Source organism: Roseibium marinum (assembly GCF_002906165.1).
Lineage (GTDB): Bacteria > Pseudomonadota > Alphaproteobacteria > Rhizobiales > Stappiaceae > Roseibium > Roseibium marinum.
Genome location: NZ_PPCN01000004.1, coordinates 1 through 23,851 on the forward strand (window position 1 = coordinate 1; position 23,851 = coordinate 23,851).

Annotated in this window: 25 protein-coding genes; 6 read left to right on the forward strand and 19 right to left on the reverse strand. The window is 59.3% G+C overall.

The genetic code is table 11. The features are described 5' to 3' along the window. Positions 1 to 369 (forward strand): integrase core domain-containing protein (locus tag CLV41_RS10920; RefSeq protein WP_146048555.1); only part of this gene is annotated, 369 nt, incomplete at its 5' end. Positions 370 to 1,068: 699 nt separating this feature from the next. On the opposite strand, the gene CLV41_RS10925 is transcribed toward CLV41_RS10920, so the two are convergent. After that, positions 1,069 to 1,629, reverse strand: coding sequence for a hypothetical protein (locus CLV41_RS10925; RefSeq protein ID WP_103222382.1), 561 nt, complete (start codon positions 1,627 to 1,629; stop codon positions 1,069 to 1,071). Positions 1,630 to 2,195: 566 nt separating this feature from the next. On the opposite strand from CLV41_RS10925, the gene CLV41_RS10930 reads away from it, so the two are divergent. Then, the gene (locus CLV41_RS10930; RefSeq protein ID WP_103222383.1) at positions 2,196 to 3,485 is read left to right on the forward strand and encodes a PQQ-dependent sugar dehydrogenase; all 1,290 of its coding nucleotides are present in this window, start codon (positions 2,196 to 2,198) and stop codon (positions 3,483 to 3,485) included. Positions 3,486 to 3,562: 77 nt separating this feature from the next. On the opposite strand, the gene CLV41_RS10935 is transcribed toward CLV41_RS10930, so the two are convergent. Genes CLV41_RS10935 through CLV41_RS10950 form a run of 4 tightly spaced genes read right to left on the reverse strand, consistent with a single transcriptional unit; the run spans position 3,563 to position 6,591 of the window. Then, positions 3,563 to 3,823, reverse strand: coding sequence for a PepSY domain-containing protein (locus CLV41_RS10935; protein WP_103222384.1), 261 nt, complete (start codon positions 3,821 to 3,823; stop codon positions 3,563 to 3,565). 31 nt (positions 3,824 to 3,854) lie between these two features. Further along, the gene (locus tag CLV41_RS10940; protein WP_103222385.1) at positions 3,855 to 4,298 is read right to left on the reverse strand and encodes a cupredoxin domain-containing protein; all 444 of its coding nucleotides are present in this window, start codon (positions 4,296 to 4,298) and stop codon (positions 3,855 to 3,857) included. Between the two features lie 21 nt (positions 4,299 to 4,319). Further along, positions 4,320 to 5,300, reverse strand: a complete 981-nt coding sequence (locus CLV41_RS10945) for a YVTN family beta-propeller repeat protein (protein ID WP_103222386.1) — start codon at positions 5,298 to 5,300, stop codon at positions 4,320 to 4,322. Between the two features lie 10 nt (positions 5,301 to 5,310). Beyond that, positions 5,311 to 6,591, reverse strand: a complete 1,281-nt coding sequence (locus CLV41_RS10950; protein ID WP_103222387.1) for an ABC transporter substrate-binding protein — start codon at positions 6,589 to 6,591, stop codon at positions 5,311 to 5,313. Between the two features lie 144 nt (positions 6,592 to 6,735). Here CLV41_RS10950 and CLV41_RS10955 point away from each other — a divergent pair, with 144 nt between their 5' ends. Both CLV41_RS10955 and CLV41_RS10960 read left to right on the forward strand, forming a co-directional pair. Next, complete coding sequence (locus tag CLV41_RS10955) at positions 6,736 to 8,109, forward strand: histidine kinase (RefSeq protein ID WP_103222388.1); 1,374 nt, start codon at positions 6,736 to 6,738, stop codon at positions 8,107 to 8,109. Beyond that, positions 8,106 to 8,735: a response regulator gene (locus tag CLV41_RS10960; RefSeq protein WP_103222389.1), complete on the forward strand. Its 630-nt coding sequence runs from the start codon at positions 8,106 to 8,108 to the stop codon at positions 8,733 to 8,735. Before CLV41_RS10955 ends, CLV41_RS10960 begins: the two co-directional genes overlap by 4 nt. A 182-nt stretch (positions 8,736 to 8,917) precedes the next feature. Here CLV41_RS10960 and cynS read toward each other — a convergent pair whose 3' ends face one another. The 8 genes from cynS to CLV41_RS11000 all read right to left on the reverse strand — a co-directional run bounded on the left by cynS (position 8,918) and on the right by CLV41_RS11000 (position 16,427). Further along, positions 8,918 to 9,421 carry a cyanase gene (cynS, locus tag CLV41_RS10965; RefSeq protein WP_235867110.1) on the reverse strand — a complete coding sequence of 168 codons (504 nt, stop codon included), beginning with the start codon at positions 9,419 to 9,421 and terminating at the stop codon, positions 8,918 to 8,920. Between the two features lie 39 nt (positions 9,422 to 9,460). Next, positions 9,461 to 10,639, reverse strand: a complete 1,179-nt coding sequence (locus tag CLV41_RS10970; protein WP_103222390.1) for an NAD(P)/FAD-dependent oxidoreductase — start codon at positions 10,637 to 10,639, stop codon at positions 9,461 to 9,463. A gap of 67 nt (positions 10,640 to 10,706) precedes the next feature. Continuing rightward, positions 10,707 to 11,561: a sulfurtransferase gene (locus CLV41_RS10975; RefSeq protein WP_103222391.1), complete on the reverse strand. Its 855-nt coding sequence runs from the start codon at positions 11,559 to 11,561 to the stop codon at positions 10,707 to 10,709. A gap of 36 nt (positions 11,562 to 11,597) precedes the next feature. Then, complete coding sequence (locus CLV41_RS10980) at positions 11,598 to 12,752, reverse strand: acyl-CoA dehydrogenase family protein (RefSeq protein ID WP_103222758.1); 1,155 nt, start codon at positions 12,750 to 12,752, stop codon at positions 11,598 to 11,600. Positions 12,753 to 12,832: 80 nt separating this feature from the next. Beyond that, positions 12,833 to 13,369 carry an OsmC family protein gene (locus tag CLV41_RS10985; protein ID WP_103222392.1) on the reverse strand — a complete coding sequence of 179 codons (537 nt, stop codon included), beginning with the start codon at positions 13,367 to 13,369 and terminating at the stop codon, positions 12,833 to 12,835. 37 nt (positions 13,370 to 13,406) lie between these two features. After that, positions 13,407 to 14,279, reverse strand: a complete 873-nt coding sequence (locus CLV41_RS10990; RefSeq protein WP_235867111.1) for an ABC transporter permease — start codon at positions 14,277 to 14,279, stop codon at positions 13,407 to 13,409. Further along, a complete protein-coding gene (locus CLV41_RS10995; RefSeq protein WP_235867112.1) occupies positions 14,276 to 15,562 on the reverse strand; it encodes an ABC transporter substrate-binding protein in 1,287 nt (428 codons plus the stop codon). Before CLV41_RS10995 ends, CLV41_RS10990 begins: the two co-directional genes overlap by 4 nt. 31 nt (positions 15,563 to 15,593) lie before the next feature. Then, a complete protein-coding gene (locus CLV41_RS11000; RefSeq protein ID WP_103222393.1) occupies positions 15,594 to 16,427 on the reverse strand; it encodes an ABC transporter ATP-binding protein in 834 nt (277 codons plus the stop codon). A 302-nt stretch (positions 16,428 to 16,729) separates the two neighbouring features. On the opposite strand from CLV41_RS11000, the gene CLV41_RS11005 reads away from it, so the two are divergent. After that, entirely contained in the window at positions 16,730 to 17,356 is a 627-nt protein-coding gene (locus CLV41_RS11005; RefSeq protein WP_408013777.1) for a TetR/AcrR family transcriptional regulator, read from the forward strand. 84 nt (positions 17,357 to 17,440) lie between these two features. Here CLV41_RS11005 and CLV41_RS11010 read toward each other — a convergent pair whose 3' ends face one another. The 5 genes from CLV41_RS11010 to CLV41_RS11030 all read right to left on the reverse strand — a co-directional run bounded on the left by CLV41_RS11010 (position 17,441) and on the right by CLV41_RS11030 (position 22,305). Next, the gene (locus CLV41_RS11010; RefSeq protein ID WP_103222394.1) at positions 17,441 to 18,133 is read right to left on the reverse strand and encodes an aspartate/glutamate racemase family protein; all 693 of its coding nucleotides are present in this window, start codon (positions 18,131 to 18,133) and stop codon (positions 17,441 to 17,443) included. 5 nt (positions 18,134 to 18,138) lie between these two features. Beyond that, the gene (locus tag CLV41_RS11015) at positions 18,139 to 18,978 is read right to left on the reverse strand and encodes an ABC transporter permease (protein ID WP_103222395.1); all 840 of its coding nucleotides are present in this window, start codon (positions 18,976 to 18,978) and stop codon (positions 18,139 to 18,141) included. A gap of 2 nt (positions 18,979 to 18,980) precedes the next feature. Then, positions 18,981 to 19,859, reverse strand: a complete 879-nt coding sequence (locus CLV41_RS11020; RefSeq protein ID WP_103222396.1) for an ABC transporter permease — start codon at positions 19,857 to 19,859, stop codon at positions 18,981 to 18,983. A gap of 95 nt (positions 19,860 to 19,954) precedes the next feature. Beyond that, a complete protein-coding gene (locus CLV41_RS11025) occupies positions 19,955 to 21,247 on the reverse strand; it encodes an ABC transporter substrate-binding protein (protein WP_103222397.1) in 1,293 nt (430 codons plus the stop codon). A gap of 65 nt (positions 21,248 to 21,312) precedes the next feature. Continuing rightward, a complete protein-coding gene (locus CLV41_RS11030; RefSeq protein WP_103222398.1) occupies positions 21,313 to 22,305 on the reverse strand; it encodes an ABC transporter ATP-binding protein in 993 nt (330 codons plus the stop codon). A gap of 213 nt (positions 22,306 to 22,518) precedes the next feature. Between CLV41_RS11030 and CLV41_RS11035 the strand changes: the two genes are divergently transcribed. Then, on the forward strand, positions 22,519 to 23,295 hold the full coding sequence (locus CLV41_RS11035; RefSeq protein WP_235867113.1) for a GntR family transcriptional regulator: 777 nt from the start codon (positions 22,519 to 22,521) through the stop codon (positions 23,293 to 23,295). A 39-nt stretch (positions 23,296 to 23,334) separates the two neighbouring features. Here the strand turns inward: CLV41_RS11035 and CLV41_RS11040 are convergent, their stop codons facing one another. Then, on the reverse strand, positions 23,335 to 23,769 hold the full coding sequence (locus CLV41_RS11040; protein ID WP_103222400.1) for a YybH family protein: 435 nt from the start codon (positions 23,767 to 23,769) through the stop codon (positions 23,335 to 23,337). Positions 23,770 to 23,851: the final 82 nt, after the last annotated feature.

A 23,851-nucleotide genomic window follows, 5' to 3' on the forward strand; every position in this document is an offset into this window, starting at 1 on the left:
TGCGTTGAGGCGTTGAACGAAGCAATCTACCGCTTCGGCCCGCCCGAAATAATGAACACAGATCAGGGTTCGCAGTTCACGTCCTTTGCCTGGACTGACCGGCTGAAGCGGGTCGGCACCCGGATCTCGATGGACGGCAAGGGCCGTTGCCTCGACAACATCTTCATCGAGCGCCTGTGGCGTTCCTTGAAATACGAATGCGTCTATCTGCACGCCTGGGAGACCGGATCGCAGGCCAAAACCGGCGTCGCCAAATGGATCACCTTCTACAATCACCAGCGGCCTCACGCCGCCCATGGCGGACAGCCGCCCGCCATGGTCTACTTCAACCAGATCGAAACCGACCAGCAGGGGCAGAGAGTAGCTTAATTTGCACCTGAAGTTGTCCAAGTGATGGGGAGTAGCTCCCGCCCAAGAGGAAGCTGTTTCCACGACAGCGACGAGCGTCGCATAAACTTTTTCCGGCGCTGCAAATGCCCATGCGCTTGCAATTGGAACGCCCCAATTGATCACACTATCGATTCCGGCGTCCGCTTTTCGAGCGATCCACGAAAGGATCGAGCCCGCCACTTTTCGAAGGGTCGCAGCCCGTGTTTCTAAAACCTCGGCCTGCGGTGAAGATTTCTTAACTTCTTCCTTCAAGTCACGAGCCGCCTCAATGACTATCCTGATTTCGATTGGGGAAATGGGATCAGGCTCAACGAGCTCAGGCGGATTATTGTGGTTCCGCGGAGGCAGATGTTCTTGATAGTTACTTAACGCTGCTTCGAGACCATCCAAGCGCGAAAGCAATTCGCCGCGCAGACGATCTGCCGACAGACGTTCCGTCTGTTGCGGTAGTCTTGGACGGTTCCCTATCAATCTGCGTCCATTAGCATCTGTAAGAAAACGCCCACTTGCGTCCGTTAGGTGAGCTTGGCCTAGCGGATTGGGAAACTCACCGTCTTCGTACTCCCCCACCTCATCGTCATCAAAGGCCGAAATATCAGGCAATGGCTCATCAATTGAAAAGATGCCATCATCCAGTTCATCGTTCTGATCGTAATCCTCGCTCCTTTCCACGGGAGCTCATTCGAACAAACCATCACGTGTAACTTCCGTTATCGCCACTTCAATTTGATTGTCGTCGGCAAGGTCCGAAAACTCGCTCCCAATCTCTTCGCTAGCATCGTATGCCCCCCCCCAAATCCACTGATAACCTCCTTCTCGGCTTTCATAAGGCGTCCGAACAACGGGATCTTCATAGTTCTTGTGAAACCATTGAACCATCGCCTTAACCTTGCGTGCACGCGACAACTTACGAAATGCCGACGGTGTGAAACGGTCTTCGTCAATGTAATACGCGCGTCTTTCGTTGCTCTGCCGCTGAAGCTGTTCTTCGAATCCATCGTCTTCCGGTTCATCAAACGCATTAATGCTCAACTGACGAGTGAGTTTCCCAGGTCGAAGTCCCAATTTTGTAAGCACATCCGGGTCAGTCCCTTCATCAAAACGCACTAGATAGCCATGTAGCTCTCCGTCATTGCCGTCGAGCGTCTCCAACTCCCAGGATGTGTCGTTTAACAACTCGACACTGACGCCCCACGCATCCGCGATGGCTTCCGCCTGCCGATCTTCAAAAAACTCCATGATACGTCCTGTGACTCGAGTCTTTCAGTTCAATCTACAGATGAAATGTGGGCGAAGAAAACTTGCCTGCGGATGTAAAACTGAATTGGGTCTTCCCGATACCCTCAGCGAAACACTTACTTCAGTGATGAAGAAACTATGCGAAGTCGAATCCGACACATTCAAGTCTACAATTCTACCTAACCTGACGTGTCAGTCTATCTTGCTCTACGTGAAGAGTGAATTATCCTAGATCTGTAGACGTCTTCTTCCCTAATTTTGAGGCGGGAAGGCCGACATGGCACAAGCAATTTCAGTGACAATTTCAAACCGGATTCCGAGTGCCAGCATCAGATCCGTTGAGAATCTCCACGCTTGGCCCGAAGTGGACTTTCGCTACACACGGCACAATCCACCACTCCGCCAAAAAACTACCGTTGCCCGAATGGCCGCACTGACAAGCCGCATCGCGGAACGCTGCGCAATGATCGACCGCAACTCCGCCCCAAATCCAAACATGCCAAAAGCCCCTGTTACACCGCCCTGACCTCCGCTACGTTGGTCGCAAATCAGCTTGGAGGCCGGATATGGAACTTATCGCGAAGGCAACGGAACTGGTGGGGGGCGCTGTGGCGCTCATGCGGCGGATCGGGGCGCCGTCCCATCAGGCCATGGGGGCGGCGCCGTCGATTCCGGAGGCGAAGAAACAGGGGATCATGACCCTGAAGATGCCTGTTGCGAAAGGGTGGCAGGACGGCCGCCTGCCCGTCTGCGCGAAGGGGCTGAAGGTCAACGCTTTCGCCTCCGGTCTGGAGCATCCAAGGTGGATCGAGGTTCTGCCGAACGGCGATGTTCTGGTGGCCGAATCCAAGGAAAAGGCCGGACCGCCCAAGACACTGATGGACCGCGCGGCCCAGGCAACGATGCGACGGGCCAAAGCCATCGGGGAAAGCGCCAACCGCGTGTCCCTGTGGCGGGACGCCGATGGAGACGGGGTCGCCGAGATCCGGGAAGTCTTTGTCCAGAACCAGAACCAGCCCTTCGGCATGGCGCTGGTCGGGACGAAATTCTACCTCGGCAACACCGACGGCATCTCGGTTTTCGACTATAGCCCGGGGGCCACATCGCTGTCCGGGGACGGCAAGAAGCTCGTGGATTTCAAGCCGCACGGCCACTGGACACGCAGCCTGATCGTCTCGCCTGACAAGTCCAAAATCTACGCCGGGGTCGGATCGCTCACCAATATCGCCGATCAGGGCATGGACGTGGAAGAAGGGCGTGCTGCGATCTGGGAGCTGGATGTCGAGAGCGGAAAGGCGCGCATCTTCGCGTCGGGCCTGCGCAATGCCGTCGGCACGGCCTTTGAGCCGGTGACCGGGGCGCTGTGGACAGTCGTCAACGAACGGGACGGTCTGGGCGACGAGACGCCGCCGGATTACCTGACGTCTGTACAGGACGGCGGCTTTTACGGCTGGCCCTATTGCTACTGGGGCGACACGGTGGACGACAGGGTTCCGCAAGACGCGGACCTGGTCGCCAGAGCGATCACGCCGGATTATGCATTGGGCGGACACACGGCGTCTCTCGGGCTGTGCTGGATGCCCAAAGGCACCCTGCCGGGGTTCGGCGATGGCATGGTGATCGGGCAGCATGGATCGTGGAACCGCTCGAAGCTGAGCGGCTACAAACTGATCTTCGTGCCATTCGAAAACGGAAAGCCCAACGGCCCTCCCCGCGACATACTGAGCGGCTTCCTGTCCGAAGACGAAAAGATCGCCTACGGACGCCCTGTCGGCGTGACGATCGGGGCCGACAGGAAGTCGCTTCTGATGGCCGATGACGTGGGTGACATTATCTGGCGCGTGACGGCTGCCTGAGCGCTGCCGACCACACCGTGCGCGAACGAGGTCCCTGGGCGGTTGTACAAGCCCAGAGACCTCGCTTTGCTAACGGGTTATTCGGCCCTGCGTCCGGTCTCGTTCAACTCGGCATCGAGCTCGATGTCGAACTGCTTGCCACCCTTGCAGATGACGTCGTCAAGCTCGTAGCCGTCCTCGGTGACCTCGATGTCGTCCGGCGACATCTGGCATTCCATTTCAGTCAGTTTGGCCATGATCGCCGCTTCCGTTTCGGCGCTGACCTCCGCTTCGCCGGCGGCATATACGCCCGTGGAAAAGGCGAGCGCGGCGGCCATGGCCATGATCGATGTTTTCATCTGGTTTCTCCCTGTCACTGAATGATGAATGTCACTGGATGTTGAACGTTACTTTTTGAGACCCGCCCGTGGAGCCGGGAATGCGGAGCGTATGGCTTCCCGGCTTGATGGCGACGAAGGAGAGTTCCGCGGTTCCCGCCGCGTCGAACTCAAGGCTGTCGATGGCCATCGGCCGGACTTCGATCTGGTTGATGACGATCTCGTTCATCCAGATCGCCCGGAAGAAATCGGGACCGGAAATCGCAAGCTCGGCCGACCCGTCGGCGGTGATGAAAATCTTGTAGTAGGCGCCGGACTGAAGGGCATAGGAGCCCTCCTTGGAAAGCGGCTGGCCGGATGCCAGGGTCAGCTCGATCGGCTCGCCCCGGTTGCAGGACGCCAGAAGCCCCGCGAAGCCGAGATCGTCACACAGCGGCGCGGCGAGCGCGGGGTGGGCCAATACCGCCATGAGCGAGGCCAGAAATATGCGTTTCATCGAAGTGTCTCTCCCTGTTGTTTACCGGTCCGGCTGCACGACAACACCCCAGGGCTGCTGCCCCACCTGAACGGATTTGATGGCTTCGCGGGCCTCGACATCGATCACGGTGACGTCGTTGGAATTGCCGTTTGTCGTGACCAGGTATTTCTCGTCAGGGGTGAAGTCGAGTTGCCAGACGCGCTGGCCGACGAGAATGTATTTTTCCACCTCGTAGGTCTCGGCATTCACCACGGCGACACGGTTTGCCGGACCGAGCGCGACGAACAGCCATTTGCCGTCCTTCGTGATCCTGGCGCCAACCGGCTGCAGCCATTCCGGCAGGACACCGGGGACCTGGAAACCGATCTTGTGAACGAGGGTCGGCGCGCCTTCGTCATCGATCTCCATGACGCTGACCGTGCCGCCGATCTCCGAGGTCACGAAGAGTTTCGATCCGTCGCTGGAATACTGCGCGTAGCGCGGGCGCTGGTCGACCAGCACATTGTGCCTGATCTTGTAGTCCGCCGTGGAGATGAAGTGGGCCATGTTCGTCGTTTCCGACGTGTTGACAACCCATTTCGCATCCGGGCTGATCGCCATGCCCTCGGGCTCGACCCCGACCGGCACCTCGGCGAGAACCGTATGGCTGTGCGTGTCCGTCACCGTTACGAGATTGTCGTCCTCATTGGCGATATAGAGCCGGTCCCCCGAAGGATGAATGACGAACAGCTCCGGGTCCGGGCCGGAGGGAAGCGTGTAAAGCTCCTCATAGGTCTCGGTGTCGAAGACACGGACCGCATCGTCGTCGGACGCGCAGACATATAGCAGCGCGCCATCCGGGCTGATGGTGATGCCGCGTGGCCGGTTGCCGGCGGGAAACTCCTCAAGAACCTCCCATGTGTCACTGTCGATGACCGTGACGGTGTTTCCCTTTTCGTTGCTCACAAACACCTTGTTGGCAAAGGCCGGGGAAGCTGCCATGACGGCAAGGCAAAGGATCGCGAAGAGACGTCCGGTCATCGGGCACACGTTATTCAAACTCCTTGCAGGAAGATTCCGAGGCATCCAGCCCCAGCGTGTCGAGCGGCGATGTCTGATGCAGGAAGCCCTCCTGAGGAGAGACGCTCACCGTCATGCGGCCATTCGACAGCAGAAGAGGCTGGCGCACCTGGCCGTTCCAGGAACGCACGGTCAGGGGCACGCCCTTGAACGCGGCCAGTTCGAACGCGTCGGACAGGATATAGGTCCGCAACGTAGCGGCATCTGCGGCCCCCGTTCGCGTAACGGCCTCACCGATGATCCGGAGCGACAGCCAGGTCTGGTAGTCCGCTTCCGCCATATAGCGCCCGGCGAGTTTCTCGAAGCGCCGCTGTATCTGGGTCGCCCCCCAGCTTTCGTGAGTGGGGGCCCATGAGAGCGGACGCAGGCCCGCGGACCCGGCGACCGGTGCGGCATCCCAGGTATGGTAGGGCAGATATTCGGCGAAAACCTCGCTGGCATCGGCCGCAACGACGACATCGTGGTCCGCCGCATCTTGTGTGAACACCGGAATTTGCCGCTGAACCAGCACGTGGCCCGAATCGGAAACCCGGGAGCCGCCGGTGTCTTCAAATGTGCGGCTTTCCACGACCTGTGCGCCGAATTTTTCCGCGGACGCGGCATAAGCCTGCGTCAGCCGGATGTCCTTTTCGTTCGACCCGCCGATCAGGAACCAGCGGTTCCATCGCTTCCAGGCCAGAAACTGAGCGACCGCGTCGGCGCGCATGGCGTCGCTCGGCGCAACATGCAGCGTATTCGCACGGCAGTTTTCGGACCTGAGCGAAACGTCGCCCGACCAGGCATTGAACAACAGGGTGTCGGCCGGGGCACCATCGGACAAAGCCAGAAGGTCTTCCGCTTCGGCCACAATGACAAACAGGCGATACCCCGCGTCGACCAGTGCCTGGAAATCGGCACGGGCGTCTTCCGGCGTCGTGGCCACGGTTTCGGTCTGGAAGTCATGCCCGAGAAATTGCCCCGTGGTGCGATTGTCTTCCGTGGCCAGCATGCCGCCGGCAAATGCGCGGTCCTCCCCGGGAAGGTCCATTCGGGAAAGAGGAAGGAGCGAGGGATAATCAATCCGCAGGACAGCGGCGCGAATATCCAGCGCTGCGGCGGGGAGTGTTGCCGCAATCGTGAGGAGGCACGACAGGACAGACCAGTGTCCCAAGCGCTTCAGTTTGGGTGCCAGGTGATCCGGCTTTGATGCGAACCGTTCGATTTTCCCGGCTCCTTCCTGCTTTTCCGGTTTGAAAGCTAACAGTGGCCCCATGCGCCGCGCCTCCCAAAAGTCACCGGGAACATTCGGCAAGCCTGTTGCCAATAGTTCCCGCAAGCCGGTTCTTTCATCGACGGATGTCGTTCACCGCGCTACGGTTTCCTTGTCGGAAATGAGGAGGAGTTCGTGTTCGGCCGAATGCATTTGCACCATCAGGCAGTCCTTTCGATCTGTCTGATCCATCTGGCCGCGGTCACCCTGACGACCGCAATTCTGGTTTCAAATGCCCGGGAGGCGGTCCGCCTGGAGATCGATGCCAGCGCGAACAGCGCAAGGGCGCTTGTCCTGTCCACGGTGGGTTACGCCCTTCAGCAGTCCTCGCCGTCGGAAGTCCTGCCGCGTCTCGCGGAGATCCTGGTGGAGCCGCGGCATGTCAATATCACACTGCTCGACGCGCGCCGGGGTGTCCTGCCCTTGCGGAAGCTCTCCAGGGCCGACGAAGAACCCGGCGCGGCACCCGGCTGGTTCGTGCGCCTGGCAACGCCCGGGCCACGGGAAACGCGAATTCCGATCGAGACCAAGGGCATATTGCATGGCTATGTTTCGATGACGGCGGCCCCCGGCGACGAGATCGCCGAGGTCTGGCATGACGTTGCCAGCATGATCTGGATCGTGGCGGGAACCGCGCTTGTGTCCGCGTTGATCATGGTGGTGCTGGTCAACCGGACCCTGCGCCCCCTCGATACGCTGCGCACGGCGCTCGCCCAGCTTCGGCAGGGAAAGCATTCGGTCCGGGTTGGGCGCGGCGCAAGTGCTGACCTGACACCGATATTCGAGGGCTTCGACGCGCTTTCGCAAGCCTTGGAGACGGCCGAGGCGGATCGGGCCAGGCTGAACCGCCGGATTGTGGAGCTTGGCGACGCGGAACGCCGCTCCATCGCCATGGAACTCCATGACGAGTTCGGGCCATGTCTCTTCGGATTGAAAGTCAAGGCATCGGCTGTTGCCCGCGCCGCTGAAGCCAACAACGACGCGGACCTTGCGCGGGACGCTTCAAGCATTCAGTCGATTGTCGCGCAGATCCAGGCCTCCAACAGCCGCCTGCTGACGACGCTCAGGCCGATGGCAATCGGCCAACTGCCGCTGATCGATGCTCTTCTGGATCTTTTCGCGGCGTTCCGCAAAACCCACCCCGCTGTCGACTGGCGCGTGGATTTTCCCAAACTGTTGCCGCAGACACCCGAGATCGTCGATCTCACTGTTTATCGCTTTTTCCAGGAAGGCGCGACCAATGCACTTCGGCACGGCAGACCCGGCCGCATCATCGTGTCCCTGTCGCGGCAGGAAACAGAGTGCGGCCCCATGCTGCTTCTCGGTGTTGAGGACGATGGCGTGGGCATGACCGGCGAACGAAACGAAGGCAGGGGTTTGACGGCCATGCGGGACCGGATCCGCGCGGTTGGAGGCCATTTGAGCATCGATGCGACTGAAGGCGGGGGAACAAGACTGGTATCGCGTCTGCCCATGCTGATATCTTCCGACCATCCTTCGCTATTGCAGGCAGCTTCATGAAAACGGCGCTCATCATCGACGATCATCCGGTCACCCACCTGGGGTGCGGGCAGCTTCTTCGCGAATTGGAGTACAGTCAGGTTCTGGAGGCCCTGACCGACCAGGACGCCCTGTCCCTGGCGAAAGCACACACCCCCACCCTCATCGTTCTCGACCTCGGCATGCCCGGTCTCGGCGGGCTGAACCTGATCGAACCTTTGCTGCGGCATGTGCCGGCAGCGCGCATCCTCGTCTTCTCGATGAACGAACAAGCCGTTTTCGTCGCCAAGGCCCTATCCGCGGGTGCCGCGGGATATCTGACGAAGAATTCCGGCCCGGAACAATTCCATGCCGCGGTTCAGGCGCTGGAAGCGGGAAAAGTCTATCTGGAACATGAAATGGCCATGGCGGTCGCAACGTCGAAGATCGGCGGGCATGCCGACCCGCTGTCCATGTTGAGCGAACGCGAGTATCAGGTTCTGCGCCTGCTTGGACAGGGCGATGACCTCCAGAAGATCGCGGACGCGCTTCGCGTCAGCTACAAGACAGCCGCCAACACCTCTTCCGCGATCAAGAAAAAACTCGGCGCCAGGAACACAACCGAGCTTATCCGCTATGCGATCTCGGCGGGGGTCGTCGACAATTGATCCGCGTTGACCTGCGCTCCTGAAAGCTCAGCGTTTTGGGGTCAGTCGGTTTCCAACGGCTCTGGCACCGGCGTCTGGAGTTTGCCGGTGCCGGTCACGATGGCGAACAGCTGAAAACGCATAAATAATACACAAACCGGGCAAACCGGATCCGGTTGGTCCGGCCGCCCTTTCGGTTCACATCACCACTGATTGTAAGGCAGGAACTTGCCGCACATGGTCACCTTGACCCGGTCGCCTTTCGGGTTCTCTTCCCGCTCGATCTTCAGGTCGAAATCGATGGCGCTCATGATTCCGTCGCCGAACTCCTCATGGATCAGCTCCTTGATCGTGTCGCCATAGACATAGGTGATCTCGAAGAAGCGATAGATCAGCGGATCCTTGGAAACCGTTTCGGCTTCCTGACCCTTTTTGGGCGGCAGTTGAAGGGCGATCTCGACGTCTTTGGTGCGATTGCCGAAGCCGAGGAAGCCGGCAACCTTTGCAGCGGCTTCCGCTGGCAGGGCATTCTGGCCCAGGCAGGCCGACACCACGAAAACATCGGACATTCCGGCGGCTGCGGAAATGTCCGCCCAGCTTGCCTGCTTTGCGAATTTCGCGGCCATGACCAGTTCGGTCATCTCCAGCTTGGTCATCAAGGGCGCCAGTGTGACATCGGCGGATGGCATGCTCGTAACGGTGCTCATGTTTGCTCTCCTGGTTTGACGTGGTTATGCAATTCGGTTTCAGGCGGCAGCAGCCTCGGGCAGCTGCGCGAGTTCTCTGCGCGCCAGCATGTGCTGACGCGGTGCGTTGATGGCGTCGACGGCCAGAAGCCGGTCGCCGGAAAAGTAGCTCAGGGAAAAACTGCCGCTGTCAGGATCGCCTTCCAGCCGTGTGCGATCGTAACCTTCGGACAGGCCGGCGATCTGCAGCTTGGTGTCGAACTGATCGGACCAGAACCAGGGAACCGGATCGTAGGCGACGCTTTCGCCCAACATCGCGCAGGCCGCCGCCTTGGCCTGATCGATTGCATTCTGGACGCTTTCGAGGCGGAACTGCCTGCCGTAGCGCTTCGAGGGATAGAGACTGCAGTCACCGGCGGCAAAAATATCCGGCGCCGATGTCCGGCAGGCCTCATCGACGACGATGCCGCTCGAGACCTCAAGCCCCGCCGCCTCGGCAAGTCCGGTGACCGGCACGGCGCCCACCGCGACCAGGACGAGATCCGCCTCCAGTGCACTGCCGTCAGCCAGCTTCACCGCAGTGACAGCACCACTGCTCCCCTCAAGGGCCGCGACATTGACGCCGAGATGGAACCCGACCCCGTTCCGGCCGTGAAGCGTTTGAAAATACTCCGATATCTCCGGAGCAACCGAGCGCATGAGCACCCGGGACTGTGCCTCGACCACCTGCACCGACTTGTCCATGCCCGCAGCTACTGCGGCGAATTCCATTCCGACGTAGCCTGCGCCGATGATGACGATGCGTCTCGCGCATGCCAGCGCCTCGCGGAGAGGGGAAATATCATCCATGCTGCGGAGGGTGAAAACGCCGTCCAGATCTGCACCCGGCAATGGAATTTGCCGCGCCCGCGTTCCCGTGGCCAGCAGCAGCCTGGAGTAAGCGAGCTTTTCGCCATTCTCCAGCCAGACCCTGCTGGACTGGACGTCCAGACTGTCGACCCTGGTTCCCAACCGGAGATCGATCGCTTGTGCCGCGAAATAGGCTTCAGGCCGCAGGTAAAGCTGCTCTTCCGCCATGCTGCCTTTCAGGTAGGCTTTCGACAACGGTGGCCTCTGATAGGGAAACCAGCGCTCATCCCCGAAAAGCACGAGATCCCCGTCATACCCCTTGGACCGCAATGTCTCAGCGGCTTTCATTCCGGCCTGCCCGGCTCCAACAATCACAATCGGCGCGTTCATTCTCTAAGTCCTGTTTTCCCGTCAGGACACCGGCGGCAGGCTGCCGCCGCCGGTGCGGTTCAGCCTTTTAAAAAGGCAGACCTTCCTCGATCGGAAGCGCGGGATCGCGAGACCACTCGTTCCAGGAGCCGAAATAGATCTTGACGTCTTTCACGCCAGCCTCCTTGAGCGCCAGATAGGTGTTCGACGCACGCGCGCCCTTGAAGCAGTAGATGGCAACCGGCGTTTCCGGCGTGATGCCCACCGTGGCGCATTCCGCGAGGACCTCGTCCTTCGACTTGATCATCGGCCCCGATGCCGTCGGCTTCATCATCCGGTACCACTCGATCCATCTGGCACCCGGAATCCGCCCCTTGCGCGGGCAAAAATCCTTGCCGTATGGCGACGAGCTTTCCGCGATCCACTCGTCGATGTCGCGCACGTCCAGCTTGACGACACCTTCGCTCTTGATCGCCTCCATCATGTCGGCGACGTCCATCATCAATTCCGCGCCGATGTCGGATACGGGGAAGGTCTTCGGTTGCGGAGCGACAGCGTCGGTTGATGTCGAAAGACCGGCTGCCTCCCAGGCCTCATAGCCGCCATGCAGGACCTTGATCTTCGGATAACCCAGATATTGCAGCAGGAAATAGCCGCGGCAGGACTGACCGAAGCCGGTTGCCATCGACTGTTCGTAAATCACGGCCGTTTCCGCGCCGGACAGGCCGACCGAGCCGAACTCCTCCGCGAACTTGCCCCGGAGTTCCGCAATGCCTTCGGGCGAAGACGTTGCCAGATAGGTGAAGATGTCATGCAGATTGACCGCGCCCGGAATATGACCGGCGGCATAGGCTTCCGGTGCACGGGTATCGATCACGACACAGGGCTCACTTGCGACGAGGCTTTCAAGGCCTGCGGGAGAAATCAAACTTCCATCCGTCATAGTCATTGCTCCTTGGTTTTCAAAAATTCGGTGTGATCAGGCAGCCCCAAAATCCGCCAGCATCTTTCTGAGCTGTTTGGTGGCGGGTGTTACGATGGCCACGAAATAGGCCTCACGAAGTTTCCTCTGAGCCGCGCCGCGCCGCACATAGCCTCGCGCGCCGCAATGAAGCATCGCGTTGTGTGCGGCTGCGACCGAAGCATCGCCTGCCGCAAGGCGAGCCTTGATGACGCGAATGAAATACTCCCTGGACGTATCGAACGGCGTCCTGGCCAGCTCGAAGACCTCCTGCTCCATCGCTGCGAGTTGCTCGCGAAAATCATCCGGCTGATCCGGAAGATGGCAATTGACGTGGGACAGGGATTGTCCGGCCTGATCCATGAGGTCGATACACGACCGGATCATGCCGAAGGCCATGCCGGCCTGAAGCAGGATGAACCCGGCCCGGATGCGCGGAATGTAGTCGTCTATCGGATCTGCAAGCACGCTCTCCACCGGGATAAACGCCTTGCGCAATTGAATGCCGAAAGTCCGGGTGCCATCGAGCGCGACGAAATCATCGTTCTCGGAGATCTTCACGCCCTCACCGGAACAATCGGCAACGGCCATGACCTTCCGTTCGCCCTCATCCGGCAAGGCAAAGACGATACCGAAATGATGGTCCTCACCCAGGTTGGACACCCAGGGCAAGGTGCCGGTGACCTCATAGCCTCCTTCTACCCTGACGCCCTTGAGGCGGAGCTTTTCAATGCCGAAGAGCGATTTCATCGGGTTGGACAGGCCGGTGCCGCCGAGGACGTCTCCGCTGGCGATCTTCGGGCCCAGGGTCTGCTTGAGCGTTTCGTTTTCGGAATTGGCGATGTACCAGGCGAGCGCGTCCTGGCACCAGACGCAAAAGGCCGTCGAGAGGCATTCCTCACCGACCCTCGTCATGGCACGGATAGCGGTTTCGAGATCGAAGGCATCCGGGGCATCGGCCTCCGCCGCGCTCATCGGGGCATGTTGGCCAAAAGCGCCGGCGCGACCGAGCGCGCGCATCACGGCTTCCGGGTAAACGCCCTTCAGATCGATGTCGTGGACGAGAGGAGCAAGGTCGGTCTTCGCGATCTGCGCCACATTCGCCAAAATGCTCTCGACGCTCTCCGGCGAGATCGCATCTTCGACCGTCTTGAGCTGTACCTGTGCGTTCATCTTCACACCTCCTCGTTCCACGGACGGGAATTGATTTTCGGGACGATCCGCCCCGCCTGCGGCGGGGCGGATCGGTTGCATCAGAGCGACGCCGCGACCATGTTCACGGGCCGTGAGAAGGTGTTGAACACCGGCGACCACTGGCACACATGAGCGATCAGCTCGTCGATGGTTTCCTGCGGAGCGTCCGCGTCCATGTGGACGTTGATCCGCACGTCGGTGAAACCGACCGGCTTTTCGCTGACATCGCCCGTGCCCCAGACAGCGGTGATGTTGAGATCGCCCTCGAGTTCAACTTCGAGCGAATTGATGGTTATCCCCCGGTGCACCGCGTTGGCGTGCAGACCAACGGCAATGCACGAGCCAAGAGCTGCCAGAGACGCTTCGGACGGGTTCGGCGCGGTGTCATCACCCAAAAGGCCCGGCGGTTCGTCGACGATGTAGGGATCAAGGTCGCGGATGTAGTTGGCATGCCGGAAGCGGCCTTCGGCAACCGTCTTGCACTTCAGGGTCTTGACCGCTTTCGGATTCTTCTTGCCATTCTCGATCAGGGCATCGAGACCGCCCTTGTCGATAGGCGCCAAACATCCCGTCAGGGCTGTTGCAGGTTCGGACATTCGTTTCTCCTTCTTGGTTTCCTTGGGCAAAATGAAATCAGGATGATCGCAGCCAGCTGAGTTTTGCGATGGCCAGCTGCAACAGGGAATCGAGGCTGAAACCAATCACCCCGATGATCACGACGGTGGCCGCGAGCCGGTCGTATTCGAGCGTGTCGCGGGCGTCGTTGATGGCGTAGCCGAGCCCGGAGGTGACCCCGAGGTATTCGGCCGGAACGAGGATGATCCAGGCGACACCGAGCGCCAGGCGGATGCCGGACAGGATGTCCTGGGAGATCGCCGGCAGGATGATGACGAACAGCATGTGCCAGGGCCGGGCGCCCAGGTTGCGGGCGACCTTGAACCAGGAAGGTTCAATGCGCCTGAGACCGGAGGCCGTCGAAAACAGGACCGGCCAGATGGCGGCAACCGAAATCAGGAACACAATCGCGCCTTCCCAGGTGGCAAAAGCCATGACCGCGATGGGCATCCACGACAGCGGCGAAATCATCCGGAGGAACTGAAACGGCACATTCGTTAGCTTGCGGAAGCCCGCGATGGCTCCGACCAGAATACCGACAGGCACTCCGATGGCGATGGCCCAGAACAACCCGGAGGCGATCCTGAACAGGCTGGGAACCGTTATCTGAAACGCTTCCCCTGTCCGGATCATGTCCGTCAGCCGGATCAAGGTCGGCACGGGTGCGAAATCGGCGAAGGCATAGAGATCGTCGGAGGCCGCAACCATGCGCCCTCCGAGCCACCAGACGGCCAGCAGCAAGACCATTCCGGCCAATGTATAGCCGAGGCTTTCCAGTCCGCCGCCGATACGGCTTTTCATGTTCTCGGACAGAAAGGCCTTGCTGCTGCCGGGTGAGTAGGCCGGTGCGAATCCGGCCTCCCGCGTTGTGATTGGGCTCGCCTGACTCACAGCGACAGGACCTCCTCGCGGTTGTAGGGGTCACCCGGATTGACCGAAGGATCGTTCTTCCACTCCGGGTATTTTTCCAGCGACGCCTTCACGAAGCTGCGGTCGACCAGATCGTCGGCGACGAAGGCCGGATCGAGACCGGCGAGAAATTCCTTGTCACCGCCAACCACGGTTTCCTTCATTTGCTCGACGGTCAGCCTGGTTGCCGAGGGGTAAGGCCACGGCTGAAAGTCGATCCGTCCGTTTTTCCACTCGTCAACATGCTTGACCGCACCGCTCTCCCGGTAGGCGGGCATGTCGTATTCGGTCATCGCACGTTTGACGACCGGCCCCGGGGCCGGAAGATAACCTTCGCCGTTCTTGGAAATGATCTGCGCGACCTCAGCCTTGTTGGTCGAGGCGTAGATCGCACCGCGCACCACCGCGTTGACCACCTTCTGGGTCCACTCGGGACGTGCCTTCGTCGCTTCCTCATGCATGCAGAGCACACAACAGGGGTGGTTCTTCCAGATATCGCCGGTGAAACGCAGCATCCGTGCACCGGCCTTCATTTCACCAAGGGCGTTGAAGGGTTCTGCGACGATGTAGGCGTCCAGTTTCCGGGCAGCGAGAGATGCCGGCATTTCCGGTGGTGCCATGACCTGAAGATTGCACTCGTTTGCCGCCAGCGGCTCGCCCGGCCCCTTGATCACCGGCGTTACGCCAGATGCTCTCAAGGCGTACTGCAGGACGATGTTGTGCATCGAATACCAGAACGGCACCGCGACCTGTTTGCCGCCAAGCTGGGAAAAGTCGGTGATGTCGGTGTGTTTACCAACGACAAGGCCGGAACCGTTGGTATGTGCCCAGGCCATGATCTTGACCGGGAAGTTGTTGTTGTAGCGCATCCAGATCGGAATCGGATTGAGGAAGTGCACCACATTGAACTTGTTGGAGACGAAGCCCTCGATCAGAGGCGACCATCCGCGGATCAGGGTCGGGCGTTCCGCCTCCAGCCCCTCATCGGCGAAGAAACCCTTGGCATGGGCCACCAGAAGTGCGGTCGCATCGGTGATCGGCAGATAGCCGATACGCACGACTTCATCGTCCTGGGCATAAGACATCTGAGGCAATGACGACAGAAGTCCGGACAGCGACGCGAACAGACCGCCCTTGGCGAACATGCTCAGCATTTCACGGCGCGAGTAATCTCCTGCATAGGCCTCGCCGGCCCATTTCTGCATCGCCCAGTCAAACTCTTCGTTTTTCAGGCTGTCGAGATAATTGCTATCGGATTTGCTCATGGTCAGGTGCCTCTGTTGTCTGGAAAACGGGTCAATTGGCGGCCAGCCGGTCAATGGGCGTTGGCGTGTTCAGGCTGTCCTGGGGAATGAAACTCTGCGCCTCGGCCATCGCCATGCCTGCCGCGGCCTCATAGGCGGCGACGAGTTCACGGCGCGCATCGCCGAAGGCAGCCATCGATGGCAGGCGGTCACCCGAGATCGGGATCCTGATTTCGGCTTCGATGTCGCCTGGATCGGCTTTCATCACCAGCGCACGGTCCGCCATCATCACAGCTTCGTTGATGTCGTGAGTAACGAGCACAAGCGTGATGCCGAGGTCCTTGCAGATCCGGCGAATATCCCTTTGCAGCGCGTGACGGGTGAAGGCATCGAGAGCCGAGAGAGGCTCGTCGAGCAGCAGAACCTCCGGTTTCAATGCAAGGGACCTGGCAAGAGCGACACGCTGTTGCTGACCACCGGAGAGATCCTGAACGTTGCGTTTCGCATAATCGCCCAGTTCAACGAGCTCCAGCACTTCGGGAATGCGTCTGCCGGCCTCGTTCATCTTGCCATTGAAGCGCAGGCCGAGCCCGACGTTCTGCTCGACGCTCATCCAGGGATACAGGCTGGGCGCCTGAAACATCATGATCCGGCTCGGTGATGGCTCCGTTATCCGGGTGCCGTCGACCAGTACCTTACCTTCGGTCGGCAATGACAGCCCGGACAGGATGTGCAGCAGAGTAGACTTGCCACAGCCTGACCGCCCGATCAGCGCAAGCGCTTCACCGGGACAAATTTCCAGATCGATCTGCCCGAGAGCCCGCGTCCCTCCCCCCTTGTATGTGTGGGAGACCCCGATCGTCTGAATATGCGCACCATTTGTCATAGACCGCCTCAAGCATGATACATACCGTTCTGTTTCCTATAAGCAGGGACCATGCCAATTGGTCGTTTTCTTCATTTCCAATTGTTTTCATTGATATTTTCTGCTTTTCGGCAAATTTCCGAAACGGCTGCGCTGCACAAATTGAGATCGAATGACCATGCCAAGCGCCTATTTCCGCGCCCGGTGCACCTCAGGTTCACCTTTATTTGCCTGCCGCTACCGGCCGCTACCGGATTGAAATGCGCAAACGGGTCGGCTAAGCAAAGGATACAGATCGGTCGGTAGCTTTAAGAGAGGTCCCCGTGCCCCTTTCACAAAATGCCTGTTCGGAAAACTCCGGAATCACATCCCAGGCTTCCGGACGGGGGGCGGCACGCGAGCGGCTCTTGCTCGCCGCGTCAGACCTCTTCTGCAAGCAGGGCATCAATGCGACCGGAGTAGACGCCGTGATCGCTGCCGCGGGAACCGCGAAAACAACTCTCTACAAGGCCTTCGGTTCAAAAGAAGGCCTCGTCGAAGCGGTTCTGGAGCGGGAAGGTGAAACCTGGAGAAAATGGTTTGTCGAAGAGGTCGACGCCCTGCCCGGCAGTCCCTCGGATAAGCTCGTCCACCTGTTCGATATCCTGAAGAAATGGTTTGCCGAAGAGCACTTCTACGGCTGTCCCTTCATCAACGCCGTTGCGGAGCACGACAAGGACGATGACCGCATGCGGGCTATCGCCCTCCGGCACAAGACCGTCGTCCTCGACAAGATCCGCGAGCTGGCCCGTGAGGCCCGGCCGGAAGATGCCGAGGGACTGACCCATGAACTGGCGCTACTGATCGATGGCGCCATTGTCGCCGCCCTGATCACGCGGGATCCGAATATCGCCGATCACGCCCGCAATGCCGCAGCCCGGATCCTGAACAATTACAACTTGAACAGATGAAGCAGTTGCCTTGACCGGTGCATTGAAAATCACATGCAAGGCGGGATAGCTGAAAACCCAATTCGGCCAGATCCACCGTCCGTTTCAGGTCAAGCTATTGCGCCGATGCGGAAGGGCCTCAATCAACCTGACGGCTGCCGCGATACCGTCGATGACCGGGATCTTGAATTTGTCACTGAGATCTTCGGCAAGATCGGCCATTCCCGCGCAGCCCAGCGCGATGGCGCCGATGTCGTTTTCCGCCAGGGCCGCCGCGATCTCGGTTTCGATTTTCGATCGCCCTGCACTGCCCTCCTCTTCAAGCGCCAGAACCGGAACCTCCGAGGCACGAACCTGCGCGCACCGCGCCATCAATCCTGTCTTGCGCAGGTTGTCCTCCAGAACCGGGACGGAAACGGACAGTGTGGTCACGACCGAAAACCGCACGGCACTCAAGGCCGCCATGTGATAGGCGGCCTCGCCGATGCCGAGGACCGGAAACGGACACCGCTGCTTGAGCTCCCAAAGGCCGGTATCGTCGAAGCAGGCGATAATGATCGCATCCACGTTCTGCGGTCCCGCGAGCCAGTCCTCCACAAGCGCGAACAAGCCGGGAAGAGCCGCTTCCCCATCCTTCCTCCCCTGGATGGCGGCCGGACCGGTGTGTGGATTGACGGCGGTTATCCGGGTGGACGGACGTGCGGCGGCAATTGCCGCCACCCCGATCTTGGCGGTCATCGAAGCCGTCGTGTTCGGATTGATGACCAGAATATGCAGGGGATCCTTGCCGCGAACCATGCCCCTCACACCAGCCCTGATCCGGCATCGGAACTGCTCCTGGCCTGACGCTTGCGCATCACGACAACGATGGTCAGGAATGTGCCTATGATGAAGAACGAAAACACCGTCGTCAGGGTGCCGAGGGCATAAAGAACCGGCGACGTGACATTGGTCGTCATGCCGAAGATTTCCAGCGGCAGGGTGTTGTAGGACCCCGCCGTCAGCAGGGTGCGCGCGAATTCATCGTAAGACAGGGTGAAGCCGAACAGGGCGACGCCGATCAGCATGGGCGCGATGATCGGCAAAACCACATGACGCACGGTCTGCCAGGGCGACGCTCCAAGATCGCGGGCCGCTTCCTCATAGGATTTGTCGAAACGATTGAAGACGGCGAACATGATCAAAAGCCCGAACGGCAGCGTCCAGGTCAGTTGCGATCCGAAGCCCGACGTCGCCCAGTGCACTTCCAGATCCAGAATGTTGAAGATCAGGCCGACACCCAGCGACACCAGGATCGACGGGACGATCAGGCTGGCGATGATCAGGTAGAACAGCACGGAGGATCCGCGAAATTTGCGGCGGAAGGCCATACCGCCCATGACCGACAGCACCACGGTCACACTCATGACCATCAGTCCAAGCGCGAAGGAGCGGCGGAAGGAGCCCCAGATATCGCCGACCGCCTGCTGCTCGAACAGATCATGGAACCAGTGGACCGAAACCCCGTTCATCGGAAACGTCAAGCCGCCCCTGGGCCCCTGAAACGACAGGATACCGATGGTGATCACCGGGCCGTAAAGAAAGATCACGAAGAGCGCGAAAAAGCCTGCGAGAACATAAAAGGAGCGGGATCTCGGTTCCATGGTCACAGCTCCTTGCGAATGTCGACAAAGCGCATCATCACACCGATCATCAAGAGGACGGTGCACAGAAGCACCACGGAAGACGCCGCCGCCGCCGGATATTGCAGAAGCGCGATCTCGTTGGAGATGATCCGGCCGACCGAGGCGCTTTGACCGCCCGACATGTGGCGCACGGTGATGAAATCGCCCATCACCAGGGTCACCACGAAAATCGACCCGATCATGATGCCGGGTTTGGCCAGCGGTATGATGACGTTGGTGAGGATCTGCAGGCCGCTTGCACCCGCATCGCGCGCCGCCTCGATCAGGGATTTGTCGATCCGCATCATGGTGTTGAAAATCGGAACGACCATGAACAGCGCGTAGAGATGCACGAAAGCGAGTACCACCGCGAAATCGGAATAAAGCAGCCATTCCAGCGGCTCGTCGATGACGCCGAGACCGATCAGGCTGGAGTTGGCGATGCCGTTGCGCCCCAGGAACGGGATCCAGGAAATCATCCGGATGATGTTCGAGGTCCAGAACGGAATGGTGCACACCAGGAACAGCGCGATCTGTACCGGCAGGGAGCGGACATGAAAGGCGAGGAAATACGCCACGGTAAAGCCGATGACGGCACAGAAGCACCAGGTCAGCACCATGAATTTCAGCGTCTTCAGATAGGTTGCCCAGGTCACCGCCGACGTCAGGTGGTAGGCGTAGTTGTCGAGAATGAAATCGGGAAAGAACGACCACTCGTTGAAGTTCCAGAAGCTGACCGTAACGATGGTCAGGATAGGCAGCAGCAGAAAGAACCCGAGAACGCAGGCCAGCGGCGTCACCAGCATCCAGCTGACGCGTTCGGCCCGTTTCGATGGATCGATCTTTTTTGTTGTCTTCATGAGGTCAGGTCTGCCCGGAAGGTTTGATGCCCCTGTCGAGGGCCCCTGCCCGGCACAGCGCCGGACAGGGAAAGCTGGAGTTCTCGTTGCAGCGGTCAGGCGGCGATGAACTCGTTCCACTTGCGGACCATGTAACGGTTTTCGTCCATGACCGCGTTCCAGCAGGCAACGGAGCCCATGCGGTCGTAGAAGGAACCGCCATCGCGCACGGCACCGGCTTTTTCCATGACATCGCCGAACGGGTTCTTGATTTCACCTTCGGCAGGCTTGCCTTCGAACCAGAAGCCCCACTCGTCCTCGGTCATGAAGTTCTTGGAGGTTTCCGGCACGGCGGAATAATAGCCCTGACGCATCAGGAAGCCGCCGACCCAGCCGTCGAGATACCAGTTGATGTACTCATAGGCCGCGTCCAGCTCGAGGCCGGACAGGTTCTTGGAAAGACCGAGACCGCCGCCCCAGGACCGGTAGCCTTCCTTCAGCGGCTGATAGACGCAAGGAATACCCTTGGCGCGCACGGCGGTGATCGCCGGCGACCACATGGACTGGATCACCACCTCACCGGAGGCCATCAGGTTGACGCTCTCGTCGAAGGATTTCCAGAAAGCGCGGAACTGACCGTTCTTCTTGGCTTCCGTGAAGATGCCGAGCGTCTTGTCGATCTCTTCCTTGGTCATGTTGCCCTTGTCGGGATAGGTGTATTCGCCCATGGCTTCGACAACCATGGCCATGTCCATGATGCCGATGGAGGAGATATCGAGGATGGAAGCCTTGCCCTTGAACTCCGGGTTCAGCAGCTCGGCCCATGTGTCGATCGGACGACCGATGAGATCCGGGCGAATGCCAAGCGTATCGGCGTTGTAGATGGTCGGGATCAGCGTCATCCAGCCGGATTCTTCCTGAACGAAATCCGTGCCGTCCGGGCCCGAGGTAAAGCCGACCGTGTGCGGCGCCGTGCCCTGGGCGATAACGCTTTCCGGGGTCAGCTTGCCGCTTTTGAAGGTGCCTACAATCTTGTCGTAGTTCTTGATCTTGGAGGTGTCCATCGCCTGAAGGTTGCCGGCGCCCCAGACCTTCTTGCAGATCCAGTATTCGATGTCGGCGATATCGAAGGATTTTGGCTGGGTGGCCGCACGCTGGGTCACGCTGTCGCTGTCGAGCGCGGTCATCTCCAGTGTAAAGCCAAGGTCTTCCCTCACCTTGGCTGCAACTTCATTGATATTGGAAACACCGGTCCCGAACTGGCGCAGTGTCACATCCTTGATGTTCTGCGCCCAGATGGTCGGAAAGCCGGTCACGGCTCCGGATCCGATGGCGGCACCCGCGGCGGCGGCGCTGCCTTTCAGGATGCTGCGACGGCTGATGCCTTTGGTGTCTAGCTTCTTTGTCATGCGTTTCTGCTCCTGTTCCCTGAAAAGGATTTGTTCCGGCGTCCCCTGCCGGCGTTTCAGACGGCTTACACCGCCAAGGCGTGGGCATCCTCAGCCTTCCACGCGAGGAAGACGGTGGTGCCGATTTCAATCGGATCTGTGAAAAAATCCGTATCCGACAAGGCAGCCGTCAGATCGCCCGCGCAGCCTGCATCGAGTGCCAGATTGACTGACGACCCGAGATATTCGACGTCCCTGACGGCGGCGGTCAGCATTGCTCCGCCTTCGCCGGCCTGTCGTTTGACGTCCAGTTTGTCCGCTCTGACGGCAACGGCCTCGCCGCCGACCCGCAAAACGTTGTGACCACCTATGAACCTGGCAACGAATTCAGTCGTCGGCGCATTGAAGACGTCCCGGGGAGAGCCGGCCTGTTCAATTTTCCCGCCATTCATGACGATTATGTCGTCGGCCAGCGCCAGAGCTTCGTCCTGGGAATGGGTCACGTGGATGAAGGAAATTCCAAGTTCACGCTGCAACCGCTTCAGTTCCAGCCGCATCTTGATGCGCAGAAAGGGATCGAGCGCCGACAACGGCTCATCGAGAAGAAGCACGGAAGGTTCGGTGATCAATGCCCGCGCCAATGCAACACGCTGCTGCTGGCCGCCGGAAAGCTGATCGGGAAGCCGATCCGCATAGGACACCATGTCGACCAGATCGAGCAGCTCCATCGCCCGCTTCCGGCGCACCGATTTCTCGATACCCTTCATTTTCTGGGAAAAGGCCACGTTGTCCGTAACGCTGATATGCGGAAACAATGCGTAATTCTGAAACATCATGGCCGTGCCGCGGCTGGCGGGTGGGCGATCGGTGATGTTGACATCGCCCAGAAGAATATCGCCCTCACTGACCTGTTCGTGGCCAGCGATCATCCGCAATGTCGACGATTTTCCGCAGCCGGACGGACCGAGCAGGCACGAGTAGGTTCCTGACCTGAAAGTGTGATCGATGGCGGCCACCGCCACGGTTTCACCGTACCGCTTGGTGGTCGCGACAAGTTCCAGGTCAAGTGCTTTGCTCATATGCTCGGTTCTCGGGTCGCCTGACGATTTCGCCAGCTCCTTCGCAATCACCGTGCCAGATTATTTTTTTCGCGGAATTCCGCTATTCATGAGCCAAATTGTTCTGATCAACACCTCGGCGGAAAAGTTGAAGTGCACAGTTTCTAATCATATCGAATACATTATGCACAATAATTGTATACAATTTTGATTGTACCTGCGAATGACGTAGGTATGATGGCGGCACAACAACATTCAGCCTGCTTAATAGGCCATGCAGAACGTAGTTTGATGCCCGACAGAAAAGACGCACACCGCCTCCATGACCTGTTCCAGCTCCCGCAAGGACGAACACTCGATATTTGCCTGAAGATTCACGGCGCGATATTGGAACATCGTCTCGCACCGGGAACGAAACTGTCTGAAGATGAAGTCGGTGAGATCTATGGCGCCAGTCGCACGGTTGTGCGTGCGGCCCTTCAGGCATTGGCTCATACGGGGCTGGTCGCGATTGAAAAAAATCGCGGTGCGTTTGTCGCAAAGCCCAGCATTCGCGAAGCGCATGAGATCTTTGAAGCCCGGGCGCTCATAGAGCCGAGAGTTGCCCGCATGGCGGCCAAAGCGGTCACCGGGAAGGATCTCGCACGTTTGCAGGCCCATATCGATGCGGAACACCAGGCCCTGCATGCCGGAGACATGGGCAAGGCCCTGTTTCTATCGGGCGCATTTCACACGACGATTGCCGACATTGCGGACCAGCAGGTTCTGGCCCGTATGGTCCGGTCCCTCATTTCCCGGTCCTCTTTGATCATCGCCATGTACTGGAAACGCCCGGACACGGCCTGCGAAAGCCACTCACACCATGCATTGATGAAAGCTTTCGCCGAACATGACAGCGATGCGGCGGAAGAAATCCAGAAAAGTCATTTGATCGATCTTCATTCAGGCCTCAACCTGGTCGAAGTCCGGCAGCAGAACGATTCCTTGAAAGACATCCTTCGAGCAGGATGACGGTTCAGGTTTTCCCGTACTTTCCACCAGGAAGCAGCGTCACTTGGACATGGCGAGCACATGGTACATGTCCCGGTGCAGAAACCATTCGCCGTTCACCTTCTTCCAGATGTGCATGGACCGGCCGGTGATGGTCTGCGTGTTGAACGCGACCAGCGTCTCGCCGATCTCGATGGCAGTATCTTCACTGGTCTGGTCGATCTCGATCACGCGGTATTTGAGGCCAGCGACACCATTTGCAAACGCATTCGCGTAATGCGCCGCAATCGCCGGACGCCCGATAAGGGCTTTGCCCTGGGGCGGAAGAAGCGCACCTTTTTCAGCGTAGAAACCGGAAATGACCTCGGCATCCTTGGCGTTGTAGGCCTCGGTGAAGGCGGCCATTCTTGTCACGATGGGATTGTCCTGAGATTGGGCAGGACCGCAGACCGTCACGGCAATCAGGATAAAAAGACAGAAACGAATAATCGACATTGTTCACTCCAATTCATGTGGCCTGTCCAGCAGGTAAATGTAATCGCGTCGGTAATATTTTTTGAATATATGTCGGGAGTGA

Bases quoted from the DNA above. Each gene is read 5' to 3' on its own strand.
- CLV41_RS10925 (WP_103222382.1), bottom strand. From the start codon at position 1,629: ATGGAGTTTTTTGAAGATCGGCAGGCGGAAGCCATCGCGGATGCGTGG.
- CLV41_RS10930 (WP_103222383.1), top strand. From the start codon at position 2,196: ATGGAACTTATCGCGAAGGCAACGGAACTGGTGGGGGGCGCTGTGGCG.
- CLV41_RS10935 (WP_103222384.1), bottom strand. From the start codon at position 3,823: ATGAAAACATCGATCATGGCCATGGCCGCCGCGCTCGCCTTTTCCACG.
- CLV41_RS10940 (WP_103222385.1), bottom strand. From the start codon at position 4,298: ATGAAACGCATATTTCTGGCCTCGCTCATGGCGGTATTGGCCCACCCC.
- CLV41_RS10945 (WP_103222386.1), bottom strand. From the start codon at position 5,300: ATGACCGGACGTCTCTTCGCGATCCTTTGCCTTGCCGTCATGGCAGCT.
- CLV41_RS10950 (WP_103222387.1), bottom strand. From the start codon at position 6,591: ATGGGGCCACTGTTAGCTTTCAAACCGGAAAAGCAGGAAGGAGCCGGG.
- CLV41_RS10955 (WP_103222388.1), top strand. From the start codon at position 6,736: ATGCATTTGCACCATCAGGCAGTCCTTTCGATCTGTCTGATCCATCTG.
- CLV41_RS10960 (WP_103222389.1), top strand. From the start codon at position 8,106: ATGAAAACGGCGCTCATCATCGACGATCATCCGGTCACCCACCTGGGG.
- cynS (WP_235867110.1), bottom strand. From the start codon at position 9,421: ATGAGCACCGTTACGAGCATGCCATCCGCCGATGTCACACTGGCGCCC.
- CLV41_RS10970 (WP_103222390.1), bottom strand. From the start codon at position 10,639: ATGAACGCGCCGATTGTGATTGTTGGAGCCGGGCAGGCCGGAATGAAA.
- CLV41_RS10975 (WP_103222391.1), bottom strand. From the start codon at position 11,561: ATGACGGATGGAAGTTTGATTTCTCCCGCAGGCCTTGAAAGCCTCGTC.
- CLV41_RS10980 (WP_103222758.1), bottom strand. From the start codon at position 12,752: ATGAACGCACAGGTACAGCTCAAGACGGTCGAAGATGCGATCTCGCCG.
- CLV41_RS10985 (WP_103222392.1), bottom strand. From the start codon at position 13,369: ATGTCCGAACCTGCAACAGCCCTGACGGGATGTTTGGCGCCTATCGAC.
- CLV41_RS10995 (WP_235867112.1), bottom strand. From the start codon at position 15,562: ATGAGCAAATCCGATAGCAATTATCTCGACAGCCTGAAAAACGAAGAG.
- CLV41_RS11000 (WP_103222393.1), bottom strand. From the start codon at position 16,427: ATGACAAATGGTGCGCATATTCAGACGATCGGGGTCTCCCACACATAC.
- CLV41_RS11010 (WP_103222394.1), bottom strand. From the start codon at position 18,133: ATGGTTCGCGGCAAGGATCCCCTGCATATTCTGGTCATCAATCCGAAC.
- CLV41_RS11015 (WP_103222395.1), bottom strand. From the start codon at position 18,978: ATGGAACCGAGATCCCGCTCCTTTTATGTTCTCGCAGGCTTTTTCGCG.
- CLV41_RS11020 (WP_103222396.1), bottom strand. From the start codon at position 19,859: ATGAAGACAACAAAAAAGATCGATCCATCGAAACGGGCCGAACGCGTC.
- CLV41_RS11025 (WP_103222397.1), bottom strand. From the start codon at position 21,247: ATGACAAAGAAGCTAGACACCAAAGGCATCAGCCGTCGCAGCATCCTG.
- CLV41_RS11030 (WP_103222398.1), bottom strand. From the start codon at position 22,305: ATGAGCAAAGCACTTGACCTGGAACTTGTCGCGACCACCAAGCGGTAC.
- CLV41_RS11035 (WP_235867113.1), top strand. From the start codon at position 22,519: ATGATGGCGGCACAACAACATTCAGCCTGCTTAATAGGCCATGCAGAA.
- CLV41_RS11040 (WP_103222400.1), bottom strand. From the start codon at position 23,769: ATGTCGATTATTCGTTTCTGTCTTTTTATCCTGATTGCCGTGACGGTC.